18 protein-coding genes are annotated in these 20302 nt (G+C 71.5%); 6 read left to right on the top strand and 12 right to left on the bottom strand.

All coding sequences use genetic code 11. The features are described from left to right. Nucleotides 1-59: 59 nt before the first annotated feature. The 11 genes from Q9R20_RS04990 to Q9R20_RS04940 form a co-directional block, all read right to left on the bottom strand. A complete protein-coding gene (locus Q9R20_RS04990) occupies nucleotides 60-995 on the bottom strand; it encodes an NAD(P)/FAD-dependent oxidoreductase (protein ID WP_311248264.1) in 936 nt (311 codons plus the stop codon). After that, nucleotides 992-2368, bottom strand: a complete 1377-nt coding sequence (locus tag Q9R20_RS04985) for an FAD-dependent oxidoreductase (RefSeq protein ID WP_311248263.1) — start codon at nucleotides 2366-2368, stop codon at nucleotides 992-994. Before Q9R20_RS04985 ends, Q9R20_RS04990 begins: the two co-directional genes overlap by 4 nt. Beyond that, a complete protein-coding gene (gene cobA / locus Q9R20_RS04980; RefSeq protein WP_311248262.1) occupies nucleotides 2365-3228 on the bottom strand; it encodes a uroporphyrinogen-III C-methyltransferase in 864 nt (287 codons plus the stop codon). Before cobA ends, Q9R20_RS04985 begins: the two co-directional genes overlap by 4 nt. After that, nucleotides 3225-4115, bottom strand: coding sequence for an ABC transporter permease (locus tag Q9R20_RS04975; protein ID WP_311248261.1), 891 nt, complete (start codon nucleotides 4113-4115; stop codon nucleotides 3225-3227). The genes cobA and Q9R20_RS04975 overlap by 4 nt, the downstream gene beginning before the upstream one ends. After that, a complete protein-coding gene (locus Q9R20_RS04970) occupies nucleotides 4105-4869 on the bottom strand; it encodes an ABC transporter ATP-binding protein (protein ID WP_311248260.1) in 765 nt (254 codons plus the stop codon). Before Q9R20_RS04970 ends, Q9R20_RS04975 begins: the two co-directional genes overlap by 11 nt. Before the next feature lies 1 nt (nucleotide 4870). Continuing rightward, nucleotides 4871-5923: an ABC transporter substrate-binding protein gene (locus tag Q9R20_RS04965; RefSeq protein ID WP_396653658.1), complete on the bottom strand. Its 1053-nt coding sequence runs from the start codon at nucleotides 5921-5923 to the stop codon at nucleotides 4871-4873. A gap of 57 nt (nucleotides 5924-5980) precedes the next feature. Continuing rightward, nucleotides 5981-7312 carry a GTP-binding protein gene (locus tag Q9R20_RS04960; RefSeq protein ID WP_311248259.1) on the bottom strand — a complete coding sequence of 444 codons (1332 nt, stop codon included), beginning with the start codon at nucleotides 7310-7312 and terminating at the stop codon, nucleotides 5981-5983. Beyond that, entirely contained in the window at nucleotides 7312-8229 is a 918-nt protein-coding gene (cysD, locus tag Q9R20_RS04955; RefSeq protein WP_311248258.1) for a sulfate adenylyltransferase subunit CysD, read from the bottom strand. Before cysD ends, Q9R20_RS04960 begins: the two co-directional genes overlap by 1 nt. Continuing rightward, entirely contained in the window at nucleotides 8226-8969 is a 744-nt protein-coding gene (locus Q9R20_RS04950) for a phosphoadenylyl-sulfate reductase (RefSeq protein WP_311248257.1), read from the bottom strand. The genes cysD and Q9R20_RS04950 overlap by 4 nt, the downstream gene beginning before the upstream one ends. Further along, nucleotides 8966-10678 (bottom strand): nitrite/sulfite reductase, encoded by a 1713-nt coding sequence (locus tag Q9R20_RS04945; RefSeq protein ID WP_311248256.1) that lies wholly within the window; start codon nucleotides 10676-10678, stop codon nucleotides 8966-8968. Before Q9R20_RS04945 ends, Q9R20_RS04950 begins: the two co-directional genes overlap by 4 nt. 223 nt (nucleotides 10679-10901) lie before the next feature. Beyond that, complete coding sequence (locus Q9R20_RS04940) at nucleotides 10902-11660, bottom strand: hypothetical protein (RefSeq protein WP_311248255.1); 759 nt, start codon at nucleotides 11658-11660, stop codon at nucleotides 10902-10904. 108 nt (nucleotides 11661-11768) lie between these two features. Between Q9R20_RS04940 and Q9R20_RS04935 the strand changes: the two genes are divergently transcribed. Beyond that, complete coding sequence (locus Q9R20_RS04935) at nucleotides 11769-12275, top strand: MarR family winged helix-turn-helix transcriptional regulator (RefSeq protein WP_311248254.1); 507 nt, start codon at nucleotides 11769-11771, stop codon at nucleotides 12273-12275. Nucleotides 12276-12299: 24 nt separating this feature from the next. Here the strand turns inward: Q9R20_RS04935 and Q9R20_RS04930 are convergent, their stop codons facing one another. Then, nucleotides 12300-13679, bottom strand: coding sequence for an MFS transporter (locus tag Q9R20_RS04930; RefSeq protein WP_311248253.1), 1380 nt, complete (start codon nucleotides 13677-13679; stop codon nucleotides 12300-12302). A gap of 119 nt (nucleotides 13680-13798) precedes the next feature. On the opposite strand from Q9R20_RS04930, the gene Q9R20_RS04925 reads away from it, so the two are divergent. The 5 genes from Q9R20_RS04925 to Q9R20_RS04905 all read left to right on the top strand — a co-directional run bounded on the left by Q9R20_RS04925 (nucleotide 13799) and on the right by Q9R20_RS04905 (nucleotide 20293). Next, complete coding sequence (locus Q9R20_RS04925; protein ID WP_311248252.1) at nucleotides 13799-15556, top strand: DEAD/DEAH box helicase; 1758 nt, start codon at nucleotides 13799-13801, stop codon at nucleotides 15554-15556. Between the two features lie 726 nt (nucleotides 15557-16282). Continuing rightward, nucleotides 16283-18154, top strand: coding sequence for a molecular chaperone DnaK (gene dnaK / locus Q9R20_RS04920; protein WP_311248251.1), 1872 nt, complete (start codon nucleotides 16283-16285; stop codon nucleotides 18152-18154). A gap of 9 nt (nucleotides 18155-18163) precedes the next feature. Beyond that, on the top strand, nucleotides 18164-18763 hold the full coding sequence (locus Q9R20_RS04915; RefSeq protein WP_311248250.1) for a nucleotide exchange factor GrpE: 600 nt from the start codon (nucleotides 18164-18166) through the stop codon (nucleotides 18761-18763). A gap of 11 nt (nucleotides 18764-18774) precedes the next feature. Further along, entirely contained in the window at nucleotides 18775-19764 is a 990-nt protein-coding gene (locus tag Q9R20_RS04910; RefSeq protein ID WP_311248249.1) for a DnaJ C-terminal domain-containing protein, read from the top strand. Nucleotides 19765-19855: 91 nt separating this feature from the next. Next, the gene (locus Q9R20_RS04905) at nucleotides 19856-20293 is read left to right on the top strand and encodes a heat shock protein transcriptional repressor HspR (RefSeq protein WP_311248248.1); all 438 of its coding nucleotides are present in this window, start codon (nucleotides 19856-19858) and stop codon (nucleotides 20291-20293) included. The last annotated feature ends 9 nt before the right edge of the window (nucleotides 20294-20302 follow it).

Raw genomic sequence — 20302 nt, 5'->3', positions numbered from 1 at the left:
TGCCCTGACGACCGCGGAACGCCTGACGCGGGGCTCACCGCGGGAGCTCCCCGCCCGCCTCAGTGCGACGTCCGCACGCCCACGAGGTCGTGCACCAGCACCGCCGCCACGCGCGCGCCCTGCCCGGCCGCGACGATCAGCTGCTGGGGTCCTGGCGATGCCGCGTCGCCCGCCGCGTAGAGTCCCGCGACCGAGGTGCGGCCCGAGCGGTCGGTGACGAGGTGGCCGTCGGCATCCCGATCGGGGGAGAGCTCGGCGACGAAGTCGAGGGCGGCGTCCCACAGCGGCCGCACGAACCCGCCGTCGATCTCGACGCGGTCGCCGTCGACGAGGCGCACGGCGGTGACGTGTCCGCGGTCGCCCTCGAGGTCGTCGATGCGGCGTCGGTCGACGGTGATCCCGGATGCCGCCAGCTCGGCCTCGTCGACGGCGTCGATCGCGGGGGTGCCGTTCGTGAAGACGGTGAGTCTCGAGGTCCACCGCGCCAGCAGCCGCGCGCGTGCCGCGAGGTCGCCGGTCTCGCCGATGAGGGCGAGGGGTCGGTCCTGCAGGTCCCAGCCGTCGCACGCGGCGCAGCTGAACACCGTGATCCCGTAGAACGCCCGCAGGCTCGGCACCTCGGGCAGCGTCTCGCGCAGCCCGGTCGCGAGCACGACGGCCCGCGCGCGCACCTCGGGCAGGGTGGTCGCCGCACGACCGGCGAGGGTGACGGTGAAGCCGTCGTCGTCGCGGGTGACGCGGGCGACGGGCGAGCGATCCACGATCCGCACGTTCGGGTACGCCTCGAGCTCGGCGCGTCCGAGCTTGCGCAGCTCGATGGGCGGGATGCCGTCGCGGGTGAGGTAGCCGTGCGAGCGCAGCGTCGCGGCGTTGCGGGGTCGCCCCGCGTCGACGAGCAGCACCGAGGTCCGCGCCCGGGCGAGGTTGAGAGCGGCCGAGAGACCGGCGGGGCCGCCGCCGACCACGACGACGTCGACGGCGGCGTCCGCGGTCACGGGACCAGCGCGGCGGAGCGGGCGATGGCCACCTGCTCCTCGCGCGGCACGACCTTGACGCGCTCCCGGGTGTGCTCGTGCGCGGCGCCGAGCGCGCGCTCGTGCGCGTCGAGGACGCGCCAGCCCTCCCAGGTCGTGAACTCCACCCCGCGCGCGGCGAGGACCTCGAGCACGTCGTCGGTGACGGACGGGGCCCGCAGCGACCCGGCCTCGACGTCGGAGACGAGGTGGGCGACGGTCTCCATGGCATCCGACTTGGTGTGTCCGATCAGGCCGACCGGTCCGCGCTTGATCCAGCCCGTGGCGTACAGGCCGGTCACGGGGGCGTCGCCGTCGACGACCCGGCCCTCGACGTTCGGCACCACGCCGCGCACGGCATCGAACGGGGCGCCGAGCACGGGACTCGAGAAGTACCCGACCGCGCGGTACACCTGCTGCACGGCGATCTCGCGGATCTCGCCGGTGCCGCGCACGGTGCCGTCGCCGATGGGCTCGGTGCGCTCGAAACGCAGGCCCTCGACACGGTCGTCGCCGAGCACGGCGAGGGGCGAGTGGTAGAAGTGCAGGTGCAGGCGGCGGCTCGCGCCGGTCCGCTCGCGCGTGCGCCAGCTGTTCAGCACGCGCAGCATCACCTTGAGCTGGTTGTTGGGGGCCTGGGCGGGATCGGCATCCGCGAAGTCCTCGTCGTGCACGACGATGTCGACGTTCGGCACCTCGCCGAGCTCGCGCAGCTCGATGGGCGTGAACTTGATGTCGGCGGGTCCGCGGCGACCGAACACGTGCACATCGGTGACGGCGGAGGCCTCGAGTCCGTCGAGCACGTTGTCGGCGATCTCGGTGGAGCGCAGGTCGACGGCGTGCTTGGCGAGCACGCGAGCGACGTCGAGGGAGACGTTGCCGTTGCCGATCACCGCGACCTCCCGCTGGTCGAGGGGCCAGTCGCGCGGCACGTCGGGGTGGCCGTCGTACCAGGCGACGAAGTCGGCCGCGCCGTAGGAACCGGGCAGATCGATCCCCGGGATGTCGAGCGGGGCGTCGCGCAGGGCCCCGGTCGCGAGGATGACGGCGTCGTACCGGTCGTGCAGCTCGTCGACGGCGAGGTCGCGGCCCACCTCGACGTTGCCGATGAAGCGGGTGACGCCGGTGTCGAGCATCTCGTGCAGCGAGTCGACGATGCCCTTGATGCGCGGGTGGTCGGGGGCGACGCCGTATCGGATGAGGCCGTAGGGGGCGGGCAGCGAGTCGAACAGGTCGATGGCGACCGTGCCGCCGGCGTCGGTCACCGCGCGCGTGAGGATGTTGCCGGCGTAGATGCCCGCGGGGCCGGCACCGACGATCGCGACACGGAGCGAGGTGAGAGAGGACGAGGTCACAGCGAAGGGGCCTTTCGGGGAACGGCGAGCGGGTCGAACGTGAGATCGAGGGATGCCAGGGCGGCCGGCGCGTACGGACTCAGGCGCACCACGTCGCCGACGACCACCACGGCGGGGGAGCGCACCCCGCGCTCGGCGGCCTGCGCGGCGATGGTCGCAAGGGTTCCGACGGTCACGCGCTGGCGCGCGCCGAAGCCGTCCTCGATGATTGCGACGGGGCAGTCCGCACCGCGCTCGCCGCGGGCGAGGGTGAGCGCCGAGTGAGCGAGCGTGCCGACGCCCATGAGCAGCACGACGGTGTGATCGCGTCCGCCGCCGAGCGCGGCGATCTGATCGTGCGCGGTCGCCACGGTGAAGCTCGTCGCAACCCCGCGGTGGGTGAGCGGGATGCCGGCCAGTGCAGGCACCGAGACGGCGCTCGTGACACCGGGGACCACGCGTACCTCGATGCCGGCCTCCTGGCAGGCGAAGAGCTCTTCGCCGCCGCGGCCGAAGACGTACGGATCGCCGCCCTTCAGGCGGACGACGCTCCGCCCCGCGAGCGCCTCCCGCACGAGGAGGGCGTTGATGGCATCCTGCGGCACGGCGTGGTGACCGGGCAATTTGCCGACGTCGATGATGTCGGCGCTCAGGTGCACGCCCTCGGCCGCGAGGCCGTCGAGCACGCCGCGCGCGCCGAGGCGGTCGGCGACGATCACGTCGGCGGACTCCAGCGCGCGCAGCCCCCGCAGGGTCAACAGGCCCGGGTCTCCCGGTCCGGCGCCGACGAGCCAGACGGTCCCGGATGCCGCAGCCCCGGCCGGCTGCGGAGCGCGGGCCGCCACGTGCTGCGGGGCCGGGATGCCGGCATCCCGGGTCACTTCGCGCCTCCCGAGAGCAGCAGCCCGCGGCCGCGCAGCATGCGCCGTTCGATCGGTCCGAAGAAAGCGAGCTCGATGAGGATGCCGATGCCGAGGATCACCACGATCGTGGCGAGCACGCCGGCGAGGTCGGCGAGGTCGCGCGTCTGTTGCAGCATCGTGCCGAGTCCGAAGCCGATCGTGCCGCCCGAGGTGATGATCTCGGCCGCCATCAGGGAGCGCCACGAGAACGCCCACCCCTGCTTGAGCCCGGCGAAGTAGCCGGGGAGGGCGGCGGGGAGGATCACCGAGGTGGCGAGCTGCCACTTCGACGCGCCGAGCACCGTGCCGACTCGCCGCAGCTGCGGTGGCACCTGGTCGACGCCCGAGATGAGCCCGTTGACGATGGAGGGGATCGCGCCCATCAGAATGACGAAGTAGGCCGTGGCATCCGTGAGCCCGAACCAGATGATCGCGGCGGGCACCCACGCGACCGACGGCAGCACCTGGAGCCCTGAGATGATCGGCCCGACCGCGCGGCGGATCGGGCGCACCTCGGCCAGCAGCAGACCGATCGGGGTGCCGATGACGATCGCGATGAGGAAGCCGAGGATGCCGCGTTCGAGGCTGGTCAGGACCGCCTCCTGAAGGCGGCCGGTGTCCCAGGCGTAGCCGAGCGCACCGATGACGTCGGCGGGGCTCGGCGCCTTGTCCGGTCGCGGGTCGGCGATCCAGATGTACGCCTGCCACACGAGGATCGCCAGCACGACGAAGATCACGGGCGGAAGGATGCTGGCCGACCAGCGGCGCCAGCGGGGCGTCGCCGCGTCGGTGGTGGTCTGCAGGCGATCGAGCCCCGCCTCGAGGCTGCGGAGGTCGTCGGAGCGGGTCGCGGTCTCAGCGGGCATTGCGGCGGATCTCCTTGCGCAGCTCGTCGGTGATCTCGGCGGCGAGGGCGCCGGCATCCTTCGCCTCGACGTCGGCGGTGCGCCATTCGCCGACGACGCGGCCGGGGCGGCTGCCGAGCAGCACGATGCGCTCGCCGAGGCGGACGGCCTCGCGCACGTTGTGGGTGACGAACACGATCGTGCGACCGGTGGCGCGCCACACGCGCTCGAGCTCCTCGTGGAGCAGGTCGCGGGTGATGGCGTCCAGGGCGGCGAACGGCTCGTCCATCAGCAGCACGGGCCGGTCCTGCGCGAGGGCGCGGGCGAGCGCCACACGCTGGCGCATCCCGCCGGACAGCTCGTGCGGGCGCTTGTCGGCGGCATCCGTGAGATTGACGGTGTCGAGCAGGGCGAGAGCCTCGTCGCGGCGGCGGGCGCGCGAGACGCCGCGCAGCCGCAGGGCCAGCTCGACGTTGCGGCGGGCGGTGAGCCAGGGCATGAGCGCCGACTCCTGGAACATGACCGCCGAGCCCTCGGCGGGGGCCTCGATCCGGCCCGCGGTGGGGCGGTCGATGCCGGCGACGAGGTTGAGCAGCGTCGACTTGCCGCAGCCCGAGGCGCCGAGCAGGCACACGAACTCGCCGGGGGCGAAATCGAGGGTGATGTCGTCGAGGACGACCGGGCCCGCACCGAAGCGCTTGGACACCCCTTCGATGCGCACCGCGGGCGCGGTGGCGGCGACGGGCGGGCGGCTGTCGGTGCGGGCCGTGGTCATGTCACTCCTCGCCGAGTCCGGCGGCCGAGACCTTCGCGTCGCCGAGCTGCGCGTTCAGCAGGCGCAGGTCGAACAGTCCCTCGATCGAGCCCTGCTTCTGCGTGCCCGCCTGGATGCCGTGCTCGACCAGGGTCGAGAAGGTTTCCGCGTGCGGGTCGACCGAGAACGTCACATGCTCGAGCGCCCGGGCGATGACCGCGTCCGCGAGCGGCTTGCCCGTGTCGGCGGCGAGCTGCGCGTTGACCACGCCCGCGACCTCGCCCGGGTTGTCGGCAATCCAGTCGACGGATGCCGTGTGCCCGGCGAGCAGCTTCGACACGGTCTCGGGGTGCTGGTCGAGGAAGTCCTTTCGCACCAGCAGCACGGTGGTGGGGAACTGTCCGTCGGGCCACTCGTCGGCCTCGTCGACGAGCACCTTCGCGCCGGCGTCGACGACCAGGCGCGACACCCACGGCTCGGGCAGCCACGCGCCGTCGAGCTGACCATCCTTGAAGAGCTGGAAAGTCTGCGCGTTCTCGGTCGGGGTGATCGTCACGTCGCCGCCGCCCGAGGTGTCGGTGGCGAAGCCCTGCTCCTCGAGCCAGCCGCGCAGCGCCACGTCCTGCGTGTTGCCGAGCTGCGGGGTGGCGAGGGTCTTGCCCTTCAGATCCTGCGGCGAGGTGATCCCGTCGCGAACGACGAGCGCCGCGCCGCCGGTGGCGGCTCCGGCGATGACGCGCGCCGACTCGCCCCGCGACTGGATGAACGTGTTGATCGACGGATTCGGCCCGATGTAGGTCGCGTCGATCGCGCCGGCCGACAGGGCCTCGATCGCGGCGGGCCCGGCGTTGAACACCTCGGTCGACAGCTTCGTGTCGCCGAGGGCGTCCTGCAGCAGGCCCTCCTGCAGGCCCACGAGCGCGGGTGCGTGCGTCACGTTGGCGAAGTAGCCGAGACGCAGCTCCTCGGCGGGACCCTGGTCGGTGGCTTCCGCCGTCGAAGAGGCGCAGCCCGCCATCATCGCTGCCACCACTCCCAGGGTCGTGATCGTTGCTGCAATGCGTCGTTTGTTCACTGTCGCCTCCTTCGCAGGGCTGGGTGCGCCGATGGGCGCGGGTTCGTCGCGCGCTGCTCAGCGCACGATGCCGGCGGCGAGAGTCGCGCCGTCGGACGGATGGATGACGAGGAACGAGCCCTCGTGGCGGCTGTCGCGGTAGGGCTCCAGCGGCAGGTCGGCGGCCAGGCGCAGGCGCGCGCGGCCGATGTCGTTGGTCTCGAGCCGGTCCGCGTCGACGTGGGCCAGCGCGTCGAGGTCGTAGCGCGAGTCGATGGATGCCACGATCGCCTGCACCGTGGCCGTGCCGTGCTTCACGAGCACGCGCGCGCCGGGGGTCAGGGGGCGCGCGTCGAGCTGGAACAGCTCCACGTCCGCCTCGCGGCGCGCGACCGGGAGAGTGCCGGCCGAGGCGATGACCGCTCCGCGGGCGGCATCCACGTCGTCGGCCAGTTCGAGCGACACCGATTGCGGAGCGACGGCGCTATCGGCCGGTACTCCCGCCACTCGGATGCCGCGGACCACCGTGCGCACCCCGGAGCCCGACACCTCGACCTCGTCGCCCACGCGCACGGCGCCGCGTGAGATGCGGCCGGCGACGGCGCGGTAGTCGCGCAGCGCCGTGGCGGTCTCGGGGTCGGCGGCGAGCTCGGGCGACAGCCCGCCCTGCGGGCGGATGACCGACTGCACGGGAAGGCGCAGCGGCTCGGCGTCGCGGGCGGACTCGTCGGCGGAGGGCAGCGTCTCGAGCAGCTCGAGCAGCGCGGGCCCGTCGTACCAGGGTGTGCGGGCCGAGCGGTCGACGATGTTGTCGCCCTCGAGGGCCGAGACCGGCAGCACGTGCAGGTCGTCGATCTCGAGCTCGGCCGCGACCGCCCGCGCGTCGGCGGCGACCGATGCGAACACGTCGGCCGAGAAGTCGACGAGGTCGATCTTGTTGACCGCGACGATCACGTGCGGCACGCGCAGCAGCGCGACGACCGCGAGGTGACGGCGCGTCTGCTCGACCACGCCCGCTCGCGCGTCGACGAGGACGACGACGGCGTCGGCGGTGGTGGAACCGGTGACCATGTTGCGCGTGTACTGCACGTGGCCGGGGCAGTCGGCGAGGATGAACGACCGCGACCCGGTGGCGAAGTAGCGGTAGGCGACGTCGATCGTGATGCCCTGCTCGCGCTCGGCGCGCAGACCGTCGGTCAGCAGGGCGAAGTCGAACGCCCCGTGCGCGAAGCCGCGGTCGGCGGAGGTGCGCGCGACCTGCTCGAGCTGGTCGGCGAGGATCGCCTTGGCGTCATGCAGCAGGCGTCCGACGAGCGTGGACTTGCCGTCGTCGACCGAGCCCGCCGTGGCGAAGCGGAACAGGGTCGGCTCGATCGTGTCGACCGGAGCCTCGAGGGTGTCGAGCGACATCAGAAGTACCCGTCCTTCTTGCGGTCTTCCATGGCCGCCTCGCTGAGGCGGTCGTCGGCGCGGGTCGCCCCGCGCTCGGTGATGGTGGTGCGCGCGACCTCGGCCACGATGGACGCCAGGTCCGCGGCATCCGATTCGACGGCGCCGGTGCAGCTCATGTCGCCGACCGTGCGGTAGCGGACCGTGCGCACCTCGACGGTCTCGCCCTCGCGGGGAGGGGAGAACGGACCGACCGGATGCCACATGTCACCGCGGCGGTACACCTCGCGTTCGTGCGCGAAGTACAGCGGGGGGAGGGCGATGTCCTCGCGCTCGATGTAACGCCAGATGTCGAGCTCGGTCCAGTTCGAGATCGGGAACGCCCGCACGTGCTGACCCGGGGTGTGCCGGCCGTTGTACAGGCTCCAGAGCTCCGGTCGCTGGGTGCGCGGATCCCACTGGCCGAACTCGTCGCGCAGCGAGATGATGCGCTCCTTCGCGCGGGCCTTGTCCTCGTCGCGCCGCGCCCCGCCGAAGACGGCGTCATGGCGGCCGGCGGCGATGGCGTCCAGCAGCGGAAGGGTCTGCAGCGGGTTGCGGGTGCCGTCGGTGCGCTCCTGCAGGCGCCCGTCGTCGATGTAGTCCTGCACGCGCGCGACCTCGAGGCGCAGGCCCAGGCGCTCGACCGTCTCGTCGCGGAAGCGCAGCACCTCGGGGAAGTTGTGTCCGGTGTCCACGTGCAGCACGGGGAAGGGCACGCGGCCCGGCGCGAACGCCTTGGTCGCCAGGTGCAGCACGACGACCGAGTCCTTGCCGCCCGAGAACAGCAGCACGGGACGCTCGAACTCGGCGACGACCTCGCGGATCACGTGGATCGCCTCGGCCTCGAGCAGGTCGAGGGTGGAGAGGGCAGTGGATGCCGTGGACACAGCGCTCATGTGTGCAACCCGCATTCCGTCTTGGAGAGGCCCGCCCAGCGGCCGGACCGGGGATCTTCGCCCGGGGCGACCGGGCGCGTGCACGGCTCGCACCCGATGGACGGGTAGCCGTGGGTGAGGAGGAGGTTGACCGGCACCTTCCGGTCGGTGGCGTAGCCGATGAGGTCGTCGAAGCTCCACGCCGCCACCGGGTTCACCTTGACCAGGCCGTTGCGCTCGTCCCACGTGACCAGGGGGGTGTGCGTGCGCGTGGGTGCCTCGTCGCGGCGCACGCCGGTGAACCACACCTCGTAGCCGCCGAGGGCTCCCTGCAGGGGGTCGACCTTGCGACGCGCGCAGCACAGTGCGGGGTCGCGCTCGTAGAGGCGCTCGCCGAAGGCGGCATCCTGTTCCGCGACCGTCTGCTCGGGCAGCACGTCGACGACGCGCACGTCGAGGGCGCGGTCGACCTCGTCGCGCGTGAAGTGCGTCTCGCGGAAGTGGTAGCCGGTGTCGAGGAAGAGCACGTCGACGTCCGGCAGCTGCTGGGCGACGAGGTGGGGGAGCGCGGCATCCGCCATCGAGCACGCCACGGCGGCGGACTCGGGGGAGAAGTGGCGCGCCACCCAGGCGACGACCTCGGCGGGCGACGCCTCGTCGTCGGCGAGGCTGCGCAGCTCGACGTTGCCCTGCTCGGCGAGGGCCTTCAGTTCGTCGTGACTGCGGCGGGCGGTGACGCGCGGAGCGAGGGAGACGCTCATTGCAGGGCCTCCTCGTCCGCGCGGTGGGCCCACTGGGCGAAGGTCTCGTCGGCGGCGGTGTCGCGGTCGTCGAGGAAGCGGCGCACGACCCGGTCGACGTAGTCGGCGATGCCGTCGGCGGCCACCTTCAGCCCGCGGACGGTGCGGCCGAGGCCGGCTTCGTCGCGATCCTGGGAGGCGAGCCCGCCGCCGAGGTGCACCTGGTACCCGGGCACCTGCTCGCCGTCGATCGTGACGAGCTGTCCCTTCAGGCCGATGTCGGCGGTCTGGATGCGCGCGCACGAGTTGGGGCAGCCGTTGACGTGCAGCGAGATCGGGTGCGGCAGGTCGAAGCCCGCGAGGCGCTCCTCGAGGTCCTTCACCGCGGCGGTGGCGTTGACCTTCGTCTCGACGATCGCGAGCTTGCAGAACTCGATGCCCGTGCACGCGATCGTGCCGCGTCGGATGAGGCTCGGCCGCGCTTGCAGGCCCAGCTCGTCGAGGCCGGCGACGAGCGACTCCACGCGGTCCTCGGGGATGTCGAGGATCACGACCTTCTGGTGCGGCGTCGTGCGCAGGCGCGTCGAGCCGTGCTCCTCGATGAGGTCGGCGAGGCGCGCGAGCGTCGTGCCCGAGACGCGGCCGACGATCGGCGTCGCGCCCACGTAGAAGCGCCCGTCCTTCTGCCGGTGGATGCCGACATGGTCGCCGGGGGCCGCGGGCTTGGGCGCCGCCGGACCGTCGGGGAGGGCGTAGCCGAGGTACTCGTCCTGCAGCACCTGACGGAACTTCTCCGTGCCCCACTCCGCGAGCAGGAACTTCAGACGCGCCTTGTTGCGCAGGCGCCGGTAGCCGTAGTCGCGGAAGATCTGCGCGACACCGTGCCAGGCCTCGGCCACCCGCTCGGGCGAGACGAAGACGCCGAGGCGCTCGCCGAGGCGCGGGGTGGTCGACAGTCCGCCGCCGACCCACAGGTCGTAGCCGATGCCGAGCTCGGGGTGCTCGACCGCGACGAAGGCGACGTCGTTGATCTCGTGGACGACGTCCTGGTTGGGGTGCCCGGTGATGGCCGACTTGAACTTGCGGGGCAGGTTCGACAGCGTCGGGTCGCCGATGAAGCGGCTCGTGATCTCGTCGATCTGCGGGGTGGGATCGATCAGCTCGTCGGCCGAGATGCCCGCGACGGGGGAGCCGAGCACGACGCGCGGAACGTCACCGCACGCCTCGGTGGTGCCGAGACCGACGGCCTCGAGCCGGCGCCAGATCTCGGGCATCGACTCGACCTCGACCCAGTGCAGCTGCACGTTCTGGCGGTCGGTGAGATCGGCGGTGTCGCGGCCGAACTCCTGCGAGATCCAGGCGATGACGCGCAGCTGCGCGGTCGTGAGCTGCCCGCCGTCGATGCGGACGCGCAGCATGAAGTAGGCGTCCTCGAGCTCCTCGGGGCTCAGCGTCGCCGTGCGGCCGCCGTCGATGCCGGGCTTGCGCTGCGTGTAGAGCCCCCACACGCGGAAGCGGCCGTGCAGGTCGGTCGGGTCGATGGATGCGAACCCGCCCGCGGCGTAGACGTTCTCGATGCGCTCGCGAACGGCGAGGCCGTCGTCGACCTGCTTCCACTCCTCGTTGCCGTTGAGCGGCGTCGTGCCGTCGATCTTCCACTGCCCGTTCGGCTTGGTGGAGGGGCGCGGCGGACGCGCAGCGGGGCGCGCGGAGGGGGGACTGGTGGTCACGGGTTCGGCTCTTTTCGGCAGACGTCGTGGCGACGCTAGAGCGACGCCTGAACCCGGTCCAACAAGATGACACGGAGCGTCGCCGAGCGACACATTCCGTCACGCGGCGTCGCACGACGGGCCCGTCGGGCGTCACACAGTTGCCGCGTTCCGCCCCGTGCGCTAACGCGGAACGCCGCCGGTCGAGACGCGAGGTCCCGATCCGGCGGCGTCCGTCGCGGGCTCACACGGATGCCGTGGACGCGCGGCCCCGCGAGAAGCCGGCGTCGAAACCGCGCTCGTAGGCGCGCTGGGCCAAGCGCTCGGCGCGGTGATGGCCGTGGCGCGGTCCGAAGCCGTGGCGCCGGTGCTCGTTCCCGTGGCCGCAGCGGTGGGTGTCCGCGCCGGGCTCGCGTCCGTCGCCTCCTGCGCCGCCGCCCGCGGGGCGGGCGCCGTGGTCGGGTCCGGGGCGCTGACCGCTGCGGAAGCCGTGGTGCAGGTTGGGCCCGAACGCGAGGCCGCCGTCGCCGCGCGGGCCGAAGCCGCCGCGCGGCCCGAAGCCGCCGCGCGGGCCGGGTCCGAAGCCGCGGCCGAAGGGACCGCGGTGGTCGTCGTCGCCGACGTCGAGCTTCTCGGCCAGGAGGTCGAGCGTCTCGGCGAGTGTCGAGAGGGTCTCGGCGGGGATGCCCTCGAGCAGCGCGGAGCGCTCGGCATCCACGCGGTCCAGGACGGAGCGTCCCTCGTCGGTGAGCCGCCAGCCGTCGTCGGTGCGGGCGATCAGACGCTGAGCCTCGAGGGCGTCGACGCGCTTGCCGCCACGGGCGAGGCGCTCGAGCACCTCAGGGGCGTCGATGCGACCGTCGACGGCGCTCAGCAGCAGCACCATCTTGGGGTGGATGCCGCTGGCGCGCAGCTGCGTGAAGAGGCGGTGGTGCAGCGCGTGGCCGACCGTCGTGAGGCGGTGGGCGAGGGCGCGGGGGTCGTGAGGAGAAGGGGTGTTCATGGGGTGTCCTTTCGTGGGCGGGAGCTCCGCCGATGCATGTCGGATGACAATGAATGTACTGTGACATGCATTCCCGATGCTTGTCAAGAGACATGTAAAATTCCCGGCGTGAGCACCGACCCCGCCGACGAGATCGCCGCAGCGCTCGGACGACTGCGCGGACGGCGCCCCCGCCCGCCCTTCCCGCCCGAGCCGCACCACCACCCGCACGGCGGGCGCGGCGCCCCCTGGGGTCGCGGCGCCCCGCCGTGGGCCGACCCCGCCCACGGACGCTTCGGCGGACCCGCGCGGCTGCGCATGCTCGACGCGCTCGTCGCGGCATCCGGATCGCTGTCGGTGAGCGAGATCGCCGAGGCGGTCGGCGTCGACCAGCCGCGCGCCTCGCGCCTCGTGCAGCAGGCGGCGCAGATGGGGCTGGTCGCGCGCGAGCCCGATCCCGACGACGCCCGCCGCACGCGCGTGCGCCTCACCGCCGAGGGCGAGGGGCTCGTCTCCGGCTTCCGGGGTCGGCGGCGGGATGCCGTGCGCTCCGCGCTCGAGGGTTTCACCGACGCCGAGCGCGCCGAGTTCGCGCGCCTGCTCGCGAAGTTCGCCGACGCCTGGCCGCGGGACTGAGTCCGCGTCATCCGCTCGACCGGGTCAGCGGATGACGGCGGTCTTCGTCCGCACCGGCAGCATCAGCAACAGGCCCGCCGCGAGGATCAGCACGATGCCCAGGATGCCGAGACGGGTGTCGCCCGTTAGTCCGACGAACAGCGCGAACAGGCCCGGGGCGAGGAATGACACCGCGCGCCCCGTCGTGGCGTAGAGGCCGAAGATCTCGCCCTCGCGCCCCTCCGGGGCCACGCGCGCGAGGAACGACCGGCTCGCCGACTGCACCGGACCGACGAAGGCGCACAGGCCGAGCCCCACGATCCAGAAGCCGATCTGCGCGGTTCCGACGAAGAGCATCGTGGTCCCGAGCACGATGAGGCTCGCGAGCGAGACGACGATGACGTTCTTCGGGCCGAAGCGGTCGTCGAAGCGGCCCGCGACGAAGGTGCTGAGACCCGCGACGACGTTCGCGACCACGGCGAAGTACAGCACCTCCGTCGAGCTGAAGCCGAAGACCTGCGCCGCGATGATCGCACCGAAGGTGAAGACGCCCGCGAGACCGTCGCGGAAGACCGCACTCGCCACGAGGAACAGCAGCACCTGCCGGCTGTCGCGCCACAGCGAGCGCAGCGTCCGCCACAGCACCACGTACGACCCCAGGAAACCCACCCGCACCTGACGGCGCTGCGCCGGGATCTCGGGCACGCGCAGCAGCACCGGGATCGCGAAGACCGCGAACCACACGGCCGAGGCCAGCACGGCGAGGCGGATGTTGAGTCCGCCCTCCTTCGTCACCCCGAGCAGGCCCCCGGCCGTCGGGTCGCCGAAACCCTGGATGAACAGGGCGAGCAGCAGGAGGAGGAGGACGATGCCGCCGACATACCCCATGCCCCACCCGAAGCCGGAGACGCGGCCGATGTTCTCGCGCGTGGAGACCTGGGCGAGCATCGCGTAATAGTTGACGCTGGCGAACTCGAAGAACACGTTGCCGACGGCGAGGAGCGTCGCGCCGAGCACGAGATAGCCGGGCGTCCCCTCGACGAACACCATCGCGGCCATCGCGAGCACCACGAGACCGGTGTTGATGCCGAGCCAGAGCTTGCGTCGCCCTGTGCCGTCGGAGCGCTGCCCCAGGACGGGCGCGACGAGCGCCACCACGATGCCCGCGATCATCAGGGCGACGCCCACGAAACTGGCGTTCTCGGCGAGGGCGCGCACGAGAGCGGGATTCGCGTCGTCGTCGCCCGCGGCGGCGACGATCGCCGGGTCGACGAACAGCGTGCTCGACAGGTAGGTGCTGAACACGAACGTCGTCACGACCGCGTTGAACGCGGCCGAGCCCCAGTCCCACAGCGCCCAGGCGAGCACGGGGCGCCGATTCGAGACGGCGGTGTCAGCGGTGCCGGGGGGAGGCGTGGGGGTCACGGTAGAGCCCTTCGGTGAACACCCGGGTCGGCCGGGTCGCGACGGCGCCGTCGTCGGCGCGTCGAGTTCAGGCTAGACCCCGGCCCGCGCCGGAGCGCGGAGGAGACTACCGTGGAGTCATGGCATCCGAAACCCCCGTCGAGTCCGCTGAGACGGACACCGCTCCCGAGAAGCTCACCTTCGCCGACCTGGGACTGGATGCCGCTGTGCTCAAGGCCCTGAAGGACGTGGGCTACGAGACCCCGTCGGCCATCCAGGCCGCGACCATCCCCGTCCTGCTGCAGGGGCGCGACGTGGTCGGCCTCGCCCAGACCGGAACCGGCAAGACCGCGGCCTTCGCGTTGCCGGTGCTGTCGCAGATGGAGACCGGCTCCAAGAACCCGCAAGCCCTCGTGCTGGCGCCCACCCGCGAGCTCGCGCTGCAGGTGTGCGAGGCGTTCGAGAAGTATGCGGCGCACATCAAGGGCGTCTCGGTGCTGCCCGTCTACGGCGGTCAGGGCTACGGCCAGCAGCTGTCGGCCCTGCGCCGCGGCGTCGACGTGATCGTCGGCACGCCCGGGCGCATCATGGACCACCTCGACAAGGGCACGCTCGACCTGAGCGAGCTGAAGTTCCTCGTGCTCGATGAGGCCGACGAGATGCTCAAGATGGGCTTCGCCGAAGACGTCGAGACGATCCTCGCCGACACCCCCTCGACCAAGCAGGTCGCGCTGTTCTCGGCGACCATGCCGGCGCAGATCCGCCGCATCTCGGCGCAGTACCTCAACGACCCCGAAGAGATCACGGTCAAGACCAAGACCACGACCTCGGCGAACATCACGCAGCGCTACCTGGTCGTGTCGTACCAGCAGAAGATCGACGCGCTCACGCGCATCCTCGAGGTCGAGAACTTCGAGGGCATGATCGTCTTCACCCGCACCAAGAACGAGACCGAGACGGTCGCCGAGAAGCTGCGCGCCCGCGGCTACACCGCCGCCGCGATCAACGGCGACATCGCCCAGGTGCAGCGCGAGCGCACGGTGAACCAGCTGAAGTCGGGCAAGCTCGACATCCTCGTCGCCACCGACGTCGCCGCGCGCGGCCTCGACGTCGAGCGCATCAGCCACGTCGTCAACTACGACCTGCCGATCGACACCGAGTCGTACGTGCACCGCATCGGCCGCACGGGCCGGGCGGGTCGCACGGGCGACGCCATCAGCTTCGTCACGCCGCGCGAGCGCCGCATGCTCACCGCGATCGAGAAGGCCACGCGCCAGCCGCTGACCGAGATGTCGCTGCCGAGCGTCGACGACGTCAACGCCACGCGCCTGACCCGCTTCGACGACGCGATCACCGCGGCACTCGAGGACACCGCCGCGATCGCGACGTTCCGTGACGTCGTCGCCCACTACGTCCAGCACCACGACGTGCCCGAGGCCGATGTGGCCGCGGCGCTCGCCGTGGTCGCGCAGGGCGACACCCCGCTGCTGATCGAGGAGGAGACGCTCCAGCAGCCGCGCTTCGACCGGGATCGCGACCGCGACCGCCCCGCCCGCGACGGTGGGGACCGTGGTGACCGCCGCAGCGCCGGTGGCCGCTTCGCGACGTACCGCATCGCGGTCGGCCGTCGTCAGCGCGTCGAACCGCGCCAGATCGTCGGCGCCCTCGCGAACGAGGGGGGCTTGCGCCGGAACGACTTCGGCGCGATCCAGATCCGCCAGGACTTCTCGCTCGTCGAGCTGCCCGCCGACCTGTCGAACGACACGATCAACCGCCTCGCCGACACGCGGATCTCCGGCCAGCTGATCGACCTGCGCCTCGACCAAGGCGGACGCTCGGCCAAGCGCAGCGACCGTCCTCAGCGGCGTTCGTTCGACCGCGACCGCGACCGCGACTGAGCCCGCGACCGAGGCCGCGACTCGGCGGCCGCGTCGGAAGCGCTGTCGCGTGAGTCGGCGATCCCGGCCGTCGCGCCGGGTTCATGGGCGCGCGTTGGGCTGATCCCGGTCGTGGCGCCGGGTTCGTGGGCGCGCGTGGCTGATTCCGGGCGTGGCGCCGAGGTCCGTGTTCGGGCGCCGCGGTGGTCCGGACCGCGGCGCCGGGGTTCCGGCATCCGTTCGACGCCCCCGTGCCCCGCTGAGGGTGCGGGGGCGTCGTGCGTGGTGGCGTCGGCTGCGTCTGCGACGAGCCGTGTCCCACTTTCGGCTGCCTGGGGCGTGCTGGGGCCGCCCTTTCTGGGACGTGCTCTGCGCAATTCTTGGACATGGTCTGCGCGAATCGGGATATGGTCTGCACAGACGGGGCATGGGAGCCCGGCTGCGGGTTGCCCGGCGGAGCCATGTCCCACTTCGTGCGGCTGAAGCCGTGCCAGACAGCACATTCCGGGACATGGCCTGCACGAATCGGGACATCGACGCCGGGAACCCGTGCCCCACACGTACGCGACGCCGAGCACACAGCGAGCGGGCGACACGGCATCCGGAAGTTGAGCCGATTCATATCAAGTCGCCTTGACCTACCGGGAGGGCCGCGATAACCTTGAGTCATCGCGGCTCAACCCGCGCAAGACTTTCACCAGAACCCCGAGTGCGGCAACGGCCGTGCTCACAAGCAAGGAGACACATATGCCCCGTGCAGTGGGAATCGACCTCGGTACGACCAACTCCGTCGTGAGCGTGCTCGAGGGTGGCGAGCCCAAGGTCATCGCCAACGCCGAGGGTTTCCGCACGACCCCCTCGGTCGTCGCCTACACGAAGGACGGCGAGGTGCTCGTCGGCGAGACCGCCAAGCGCCAGGCCGTCACCAACGTCGACCGCACGATCTCCAGCGTGAAGCGCCACATGGGCACCACGTGGAGCTTCGACGTCGACGGCAAGAAGTGGACGCCGCAGGAGATCTCGGCCCGCATCCTTCAGAAGCTCAAGCGCGACGCAGAGGAGTACCTCGGTGACAGCGTGACGGATGCCGTCATCACGGTCCCCGCGTACTTCAACGACGCCGAGCGTCAGGCCACCAAGGAGGCCGGCGAGATCGCGGGCCTGAACGTGCTGCGCATCATCAACGAGCCCACCGCCGCGGCCCTCGCGTACGGCCTCGACAAGGGCAAGGAAGACGAGCTCATCCTCGTCTTCGACCTCGGTGGTGGAACGTTCGACGTCTCGCTGCTCGAGGTGGGCAAGGACGACGACTTCTCGACCATCCAGGTGCGCGCCACCTCCGGTGACAACCGCCTCGGTGGAGACGACTGGGACCAGCGCGTCGTCGACTACCTCATCAAGCAGTTCAAGGACACCACCGGTGTCGACGTCTCCGGCGACAAGATCGCCCTGCAGCGTCTGAAGGAAGCGGCCGAGCAGGCCAAGAAGGAGCTGTCGAGCTCGACCTCGACGTCCATCAACCTGCCCTACCTGTCGCTCACCGACTCGGGCCCCGTCTCGCTCAGCGAGACCCTCACCCGGGCGAAGTTCGAGGACCTCACCAAGGACCTCCTCGACCGCACCCGCAAGCCCTTCTCCGACGTCATCCGCGAGGCCGGCGTCAAGGTCGACGACATCGCCCACGTGGTGCTCGTCGGCGGCTCGACCCGCATGCCCGCGGTCGCCGAGCTCGTCAAGAAGGAGACGGGCAAGGATGCCAACAAGGGTGTGAACCCCGACGAGGTCGTGGCCGTGGGCGCAGCCCTCCAGGCCGGTGTCCTCAAGGGCGAGCGCAAGGACGTCCTGCTCATCGACGTCACCCCCCTGAGCCTCGGCATCGAGACCAAGGGCGGCATCATGACCAAGCTCATCGAGCGCAACACGGCCATCCCGACCAAGCGCAGCGAGACCTTCACCACCGCCGACGACAACCAGCCGTCGGTCGCGATCCAGGTCTTCCAGGGTGAGCGCGAGTTCACGCGCGACAACAAGCCGCTCGGCACCTTCGAGCTCACCGGCATCGCCCCGGCCCCCCGTGGCATCCCGCAGGTGGAGGTCACCTTCGACATCGACGCGAACGGCATCGTGCACGTCTCGGCGAAGGACAAGGGCACCGGCAAGGAGCAGTCGATGACCATCACGGGCGGCTCGTCGCTGCCCAAGGAGGACATCGAGCGCATGGTCCGCGAGGCCGAGGAGAACGCGGCCGAAGACAAGAAGCGCCGCGAGTCCGCCGAGACCCGCAACCAGGCCGAGACCCTCTCGTACTCGATCGAGAAGCTGATCAAGGAGAACGAGGACAAGCTCCCCGCCGAGGTCAAGACCGAGGTCCAGGGCGACGTCGACGCGCTCAAGACGGCTCTCGCCGGCGACGACGACGACGCGGTCAAGACCGCGTTCGACAAGCTGAACGCCAGCCAGGGCAAGCTCGGCGAGGCCATCTACGCCTCGTCGCAGGCCGCCGGCGAGCCCGCCGACCCGAACGTGGGTCAGCCGGGCAACGGCGAGACGCCGAACCCCGAGGAAGACGTCATCGACGCCGAGGTCGTCGACGACGAGAACCCCGACGAGAAGAAGTAAGCAGAGAACATGGCACACAAGGACGACGAACAGCCCACGGGCTCGGGCGCCGGTCCTGACGAGACGGGGCCGGAGGAGAACACCTCCGGCCCCGCGCCGTCGGGCGAGCAGCCGGATGCCGAGGGCCTGACCATCGACGACATCCTCGGCGCGGAGCAGACGCCCGAGGCCGCAGCCGAAGACGCCGGCTCCGACCGCGAGGCCTCGCTGCTGATCGACCTCAAGCGCCTGCAGGCCGAGTACGCCAATTACCGCCGACGCACCGAGGAGCAGCGCGAGCGCGAGATCGAGCGCGCCAAGGGCGAGGCCGTGAAGGGCCTGCTGCCCGTCATGGATGACCTCGACCGCGCCGCCAAGCACGGCGACCTCGTCGAGGGCAGCCCCCTCGCCGCGATCGGCGACAAGGTGCGGGCCGTGGCCGAACGCCTCGGCGTGGTGTCGTACGGCACCGTCGGCGACGTGTTCGACCCGCAGCAGCACGAGGCGATCTTCCAGGCCCCGACCCCCGGCGCGACCGAGTCGACGATCCTCGAGGTCGTCGAGGTCGGTTACCGCCTCGGTTCGGTCGAACTGCGACCGGCCAAGGTCGTCGTCGCGGTGCCGGCCTAAGAGGAGGACGCATGGCGAGTCAGGACTGGTTCGACAAGGACTTCTACAAGGTCCTCGGTGTCGACAAGAGCGTCAGCGCTGCCGATCTGAAGAAGACGTACCGCAAGCTCGCGCGCCAGTACCACCCCGACTCGAACCCGGGCGACGCGAAGGCCGAGGCGAAGTTCAAAGAGATCAGCGAGGCCTACTCGGTGCTGAACGACCCCGATCAGCGCGAGGAGTACGACCAGATCCGGGCCATGGGCTCGGGCGCGCGCTTCTCGGCTCCCGGGGCCGGGGGCGGTGGCGGTTTCGACGACGTCTTCAGCCGCTTCGGGCAGCAGCGCGGCGGCGGTCAGGCGCCGGGCGGCTTCGAGGATTTCTTCTCGATGTTCGACCAGCAGGGCGGCGGCGGCTTCGGTTCCGGCCGGTTCGGTCAGACCACCGGAGGGTTCCGCGGCTTCGGCGGTCCGCAGAAGGGCGCCGACGTCACGGCCCGCACGACGATCGACTTCGTCACCGCGGCGAAGGGCGAGACCATCACCCTGCAGGGTGAGGACAACGTCCCGTTCAAGGTGAAGATCCCCGCCGGTGTCTCGGACGGGCAGAAGATCCGACTGCGCGGACGTGGTCGCAAGTCACCCGATGGCGGCGAGAGCGGCGACATCGTCGTGACCGTCGCGGTGCGCCCGCACCCGGTGTTCTCGCGCGACGGTCTCAACCTGCGCGTCACCGTGCCGGTCACCTTCACCGAGGCGGCCCTCGGCGCCACGATCGAGGTCCCCACGCTCGGCGGAGACCCCGTGCGGCTGCGGGTGGCCCCGGGAACCCCGTCCGGCCGCGTCCTGCGCGTCAAGGGGCGTGGCATTCAGACCTCCAAGGGCACCGGCGACCTGCTCGCCGAGGTCCAGGTGGCGGTGCCCGCGCACCTCGACGACGCCGCCCGCGAGGCCCTCGAGCGCTTCCAGGCGCTCGAACCGAAAGAGAACCCCCGCGCCGACTTGATGTCGAAGGCGCGGTAATCGCACGCGCGTCGCCGCGGTTCTCGGCACCCTGTACGACAGGATGCCGAGAACCCGGCGCCGCACCCGGCACGACGAGAGAGGTGAAGACGTGTCCGAGAGAGAGATCGACGAAGACGCCCCCATCTTCGCCATCGCCGCGGCCGCCGAGCTGTCGAACATGCACCCGCAGACGCTCCGGCAATACGACCGGCTCGGTCTCGTCGTGCCCGCGCGCACGCAGGGCGGGTCCCGCCGCTACTCCAGTCGGCACGTGCAGCAGCTCCGCGAGGTCGCCCGGCTGTCCGGTGAGGGCATGAGCCTGCCGGCGATCGCCCGTCTGCTCGCCCTCGAGGAGCGTGTGCACGAACTCGCCCGCCGGGTGAACGACCTCGAACGTCAGCTGACGATCGAGCGGCAGTCCCGCCCCGGGGCCCGCGTCTTCGCGGCCGGGGCGACCGGATCGGTCGTCACGCTCCGCCACGGGGCCCGCGTCCGCCGCGCCACCGACGTCGTGCTGTGGCGCCCGCGCGACATACACGGCGACTGAGCGGGCTCG

The organism is Microbacterium sp. PRF11 (assembly GCF_031844085.1).
Lineage (GTDB): Bacteria > Actinomycetota > Actinomycetes > Actinomycetales > Microbacteriaceae > Microbacterium.
Note: the sequence above shows the minus strand (reverse complement) of the source record. Positions and strands in the feature narration are given on the sequence as shown.

What these genes read in the sequence shown, in the direction of transcription:
- Q9R20_RS04970 (WP_311248260.1), bottom strand. Translation starts at nt 4,869, where the DNA reads ATGACCACGGCCCGCACCGACAGCCGCCCGCCCGTCGCCGCCACCGCG.
- cysD (WP_311248258.1), bottom strand. Translation starts at nt 8,229, where the DNA reads ATGAGCGCTGTGTCCACGGCATCCACTGCCCTCTCCACCCTCGACCTG.
- Q9R20_RS04940 (WP_311248255.1), bottom strand. Translation starts at nt 11,660, where the DNA reads ATGAACACCCCTTCTCCTCACGACCCCCGCGCCCTCGCCCACCGCCTC.
- Q9R20_RS04910 (WP_311248249.1), top strand. Translation starts at nt 18,775, where the DNA reads ATGGCGAGTCAGGACTGGTTCGACAAGGACTTCTACAAGGTCCTCGGT.
- Q9R20_RS04950 (WP_311248257.1), bottom strand. Translation starts at nt 8,969, where the DNA reads ATGAGCGTCTCCCTCGCTCCGCGCGTCACCGCCCGCCGCAGTCACGAC.
- Q9R20_RS04960 (WP_311248259.1), bottom strand. Translation starts at nt 7,312, where the DNA reads ATGTCGCTCGACACCCTCGAGGCTCCGGTCGACACGATCGAGCCGACC.
- Q9R20_RS04925 (WP_311248252.1), top strand. Translation starts at nt 13,799, where the DNA reads ATGGCATCCGAAACCCCCGTCGAGTCCGCTGAGACGGACACCGCTCCC.
- dnaK (WP_311248251.1), top strand. Translation starts at nt 16,283, where the DNA reads ATGCCCCGTGCAGTGGGAATCGACCTCGGTACGACCAACTCCGTCGTG.
- Q9R20_RS04915 (WP_311248250.1), top strand. Translation starts at nt 18,164, where the DNA reads ATGGCACACAAGGACGACGAACAGCCCACGGGCTCGGGCGCCGGTCCT.
- Q9R20_RS04975 (WP_311248261.1), bottom strand. Translation starts at nt 4,115, where the DNA reads ATGCCCGCTGAGACCGCGACCCGCTCCGACGACCTCCGCAGCCTCGAG.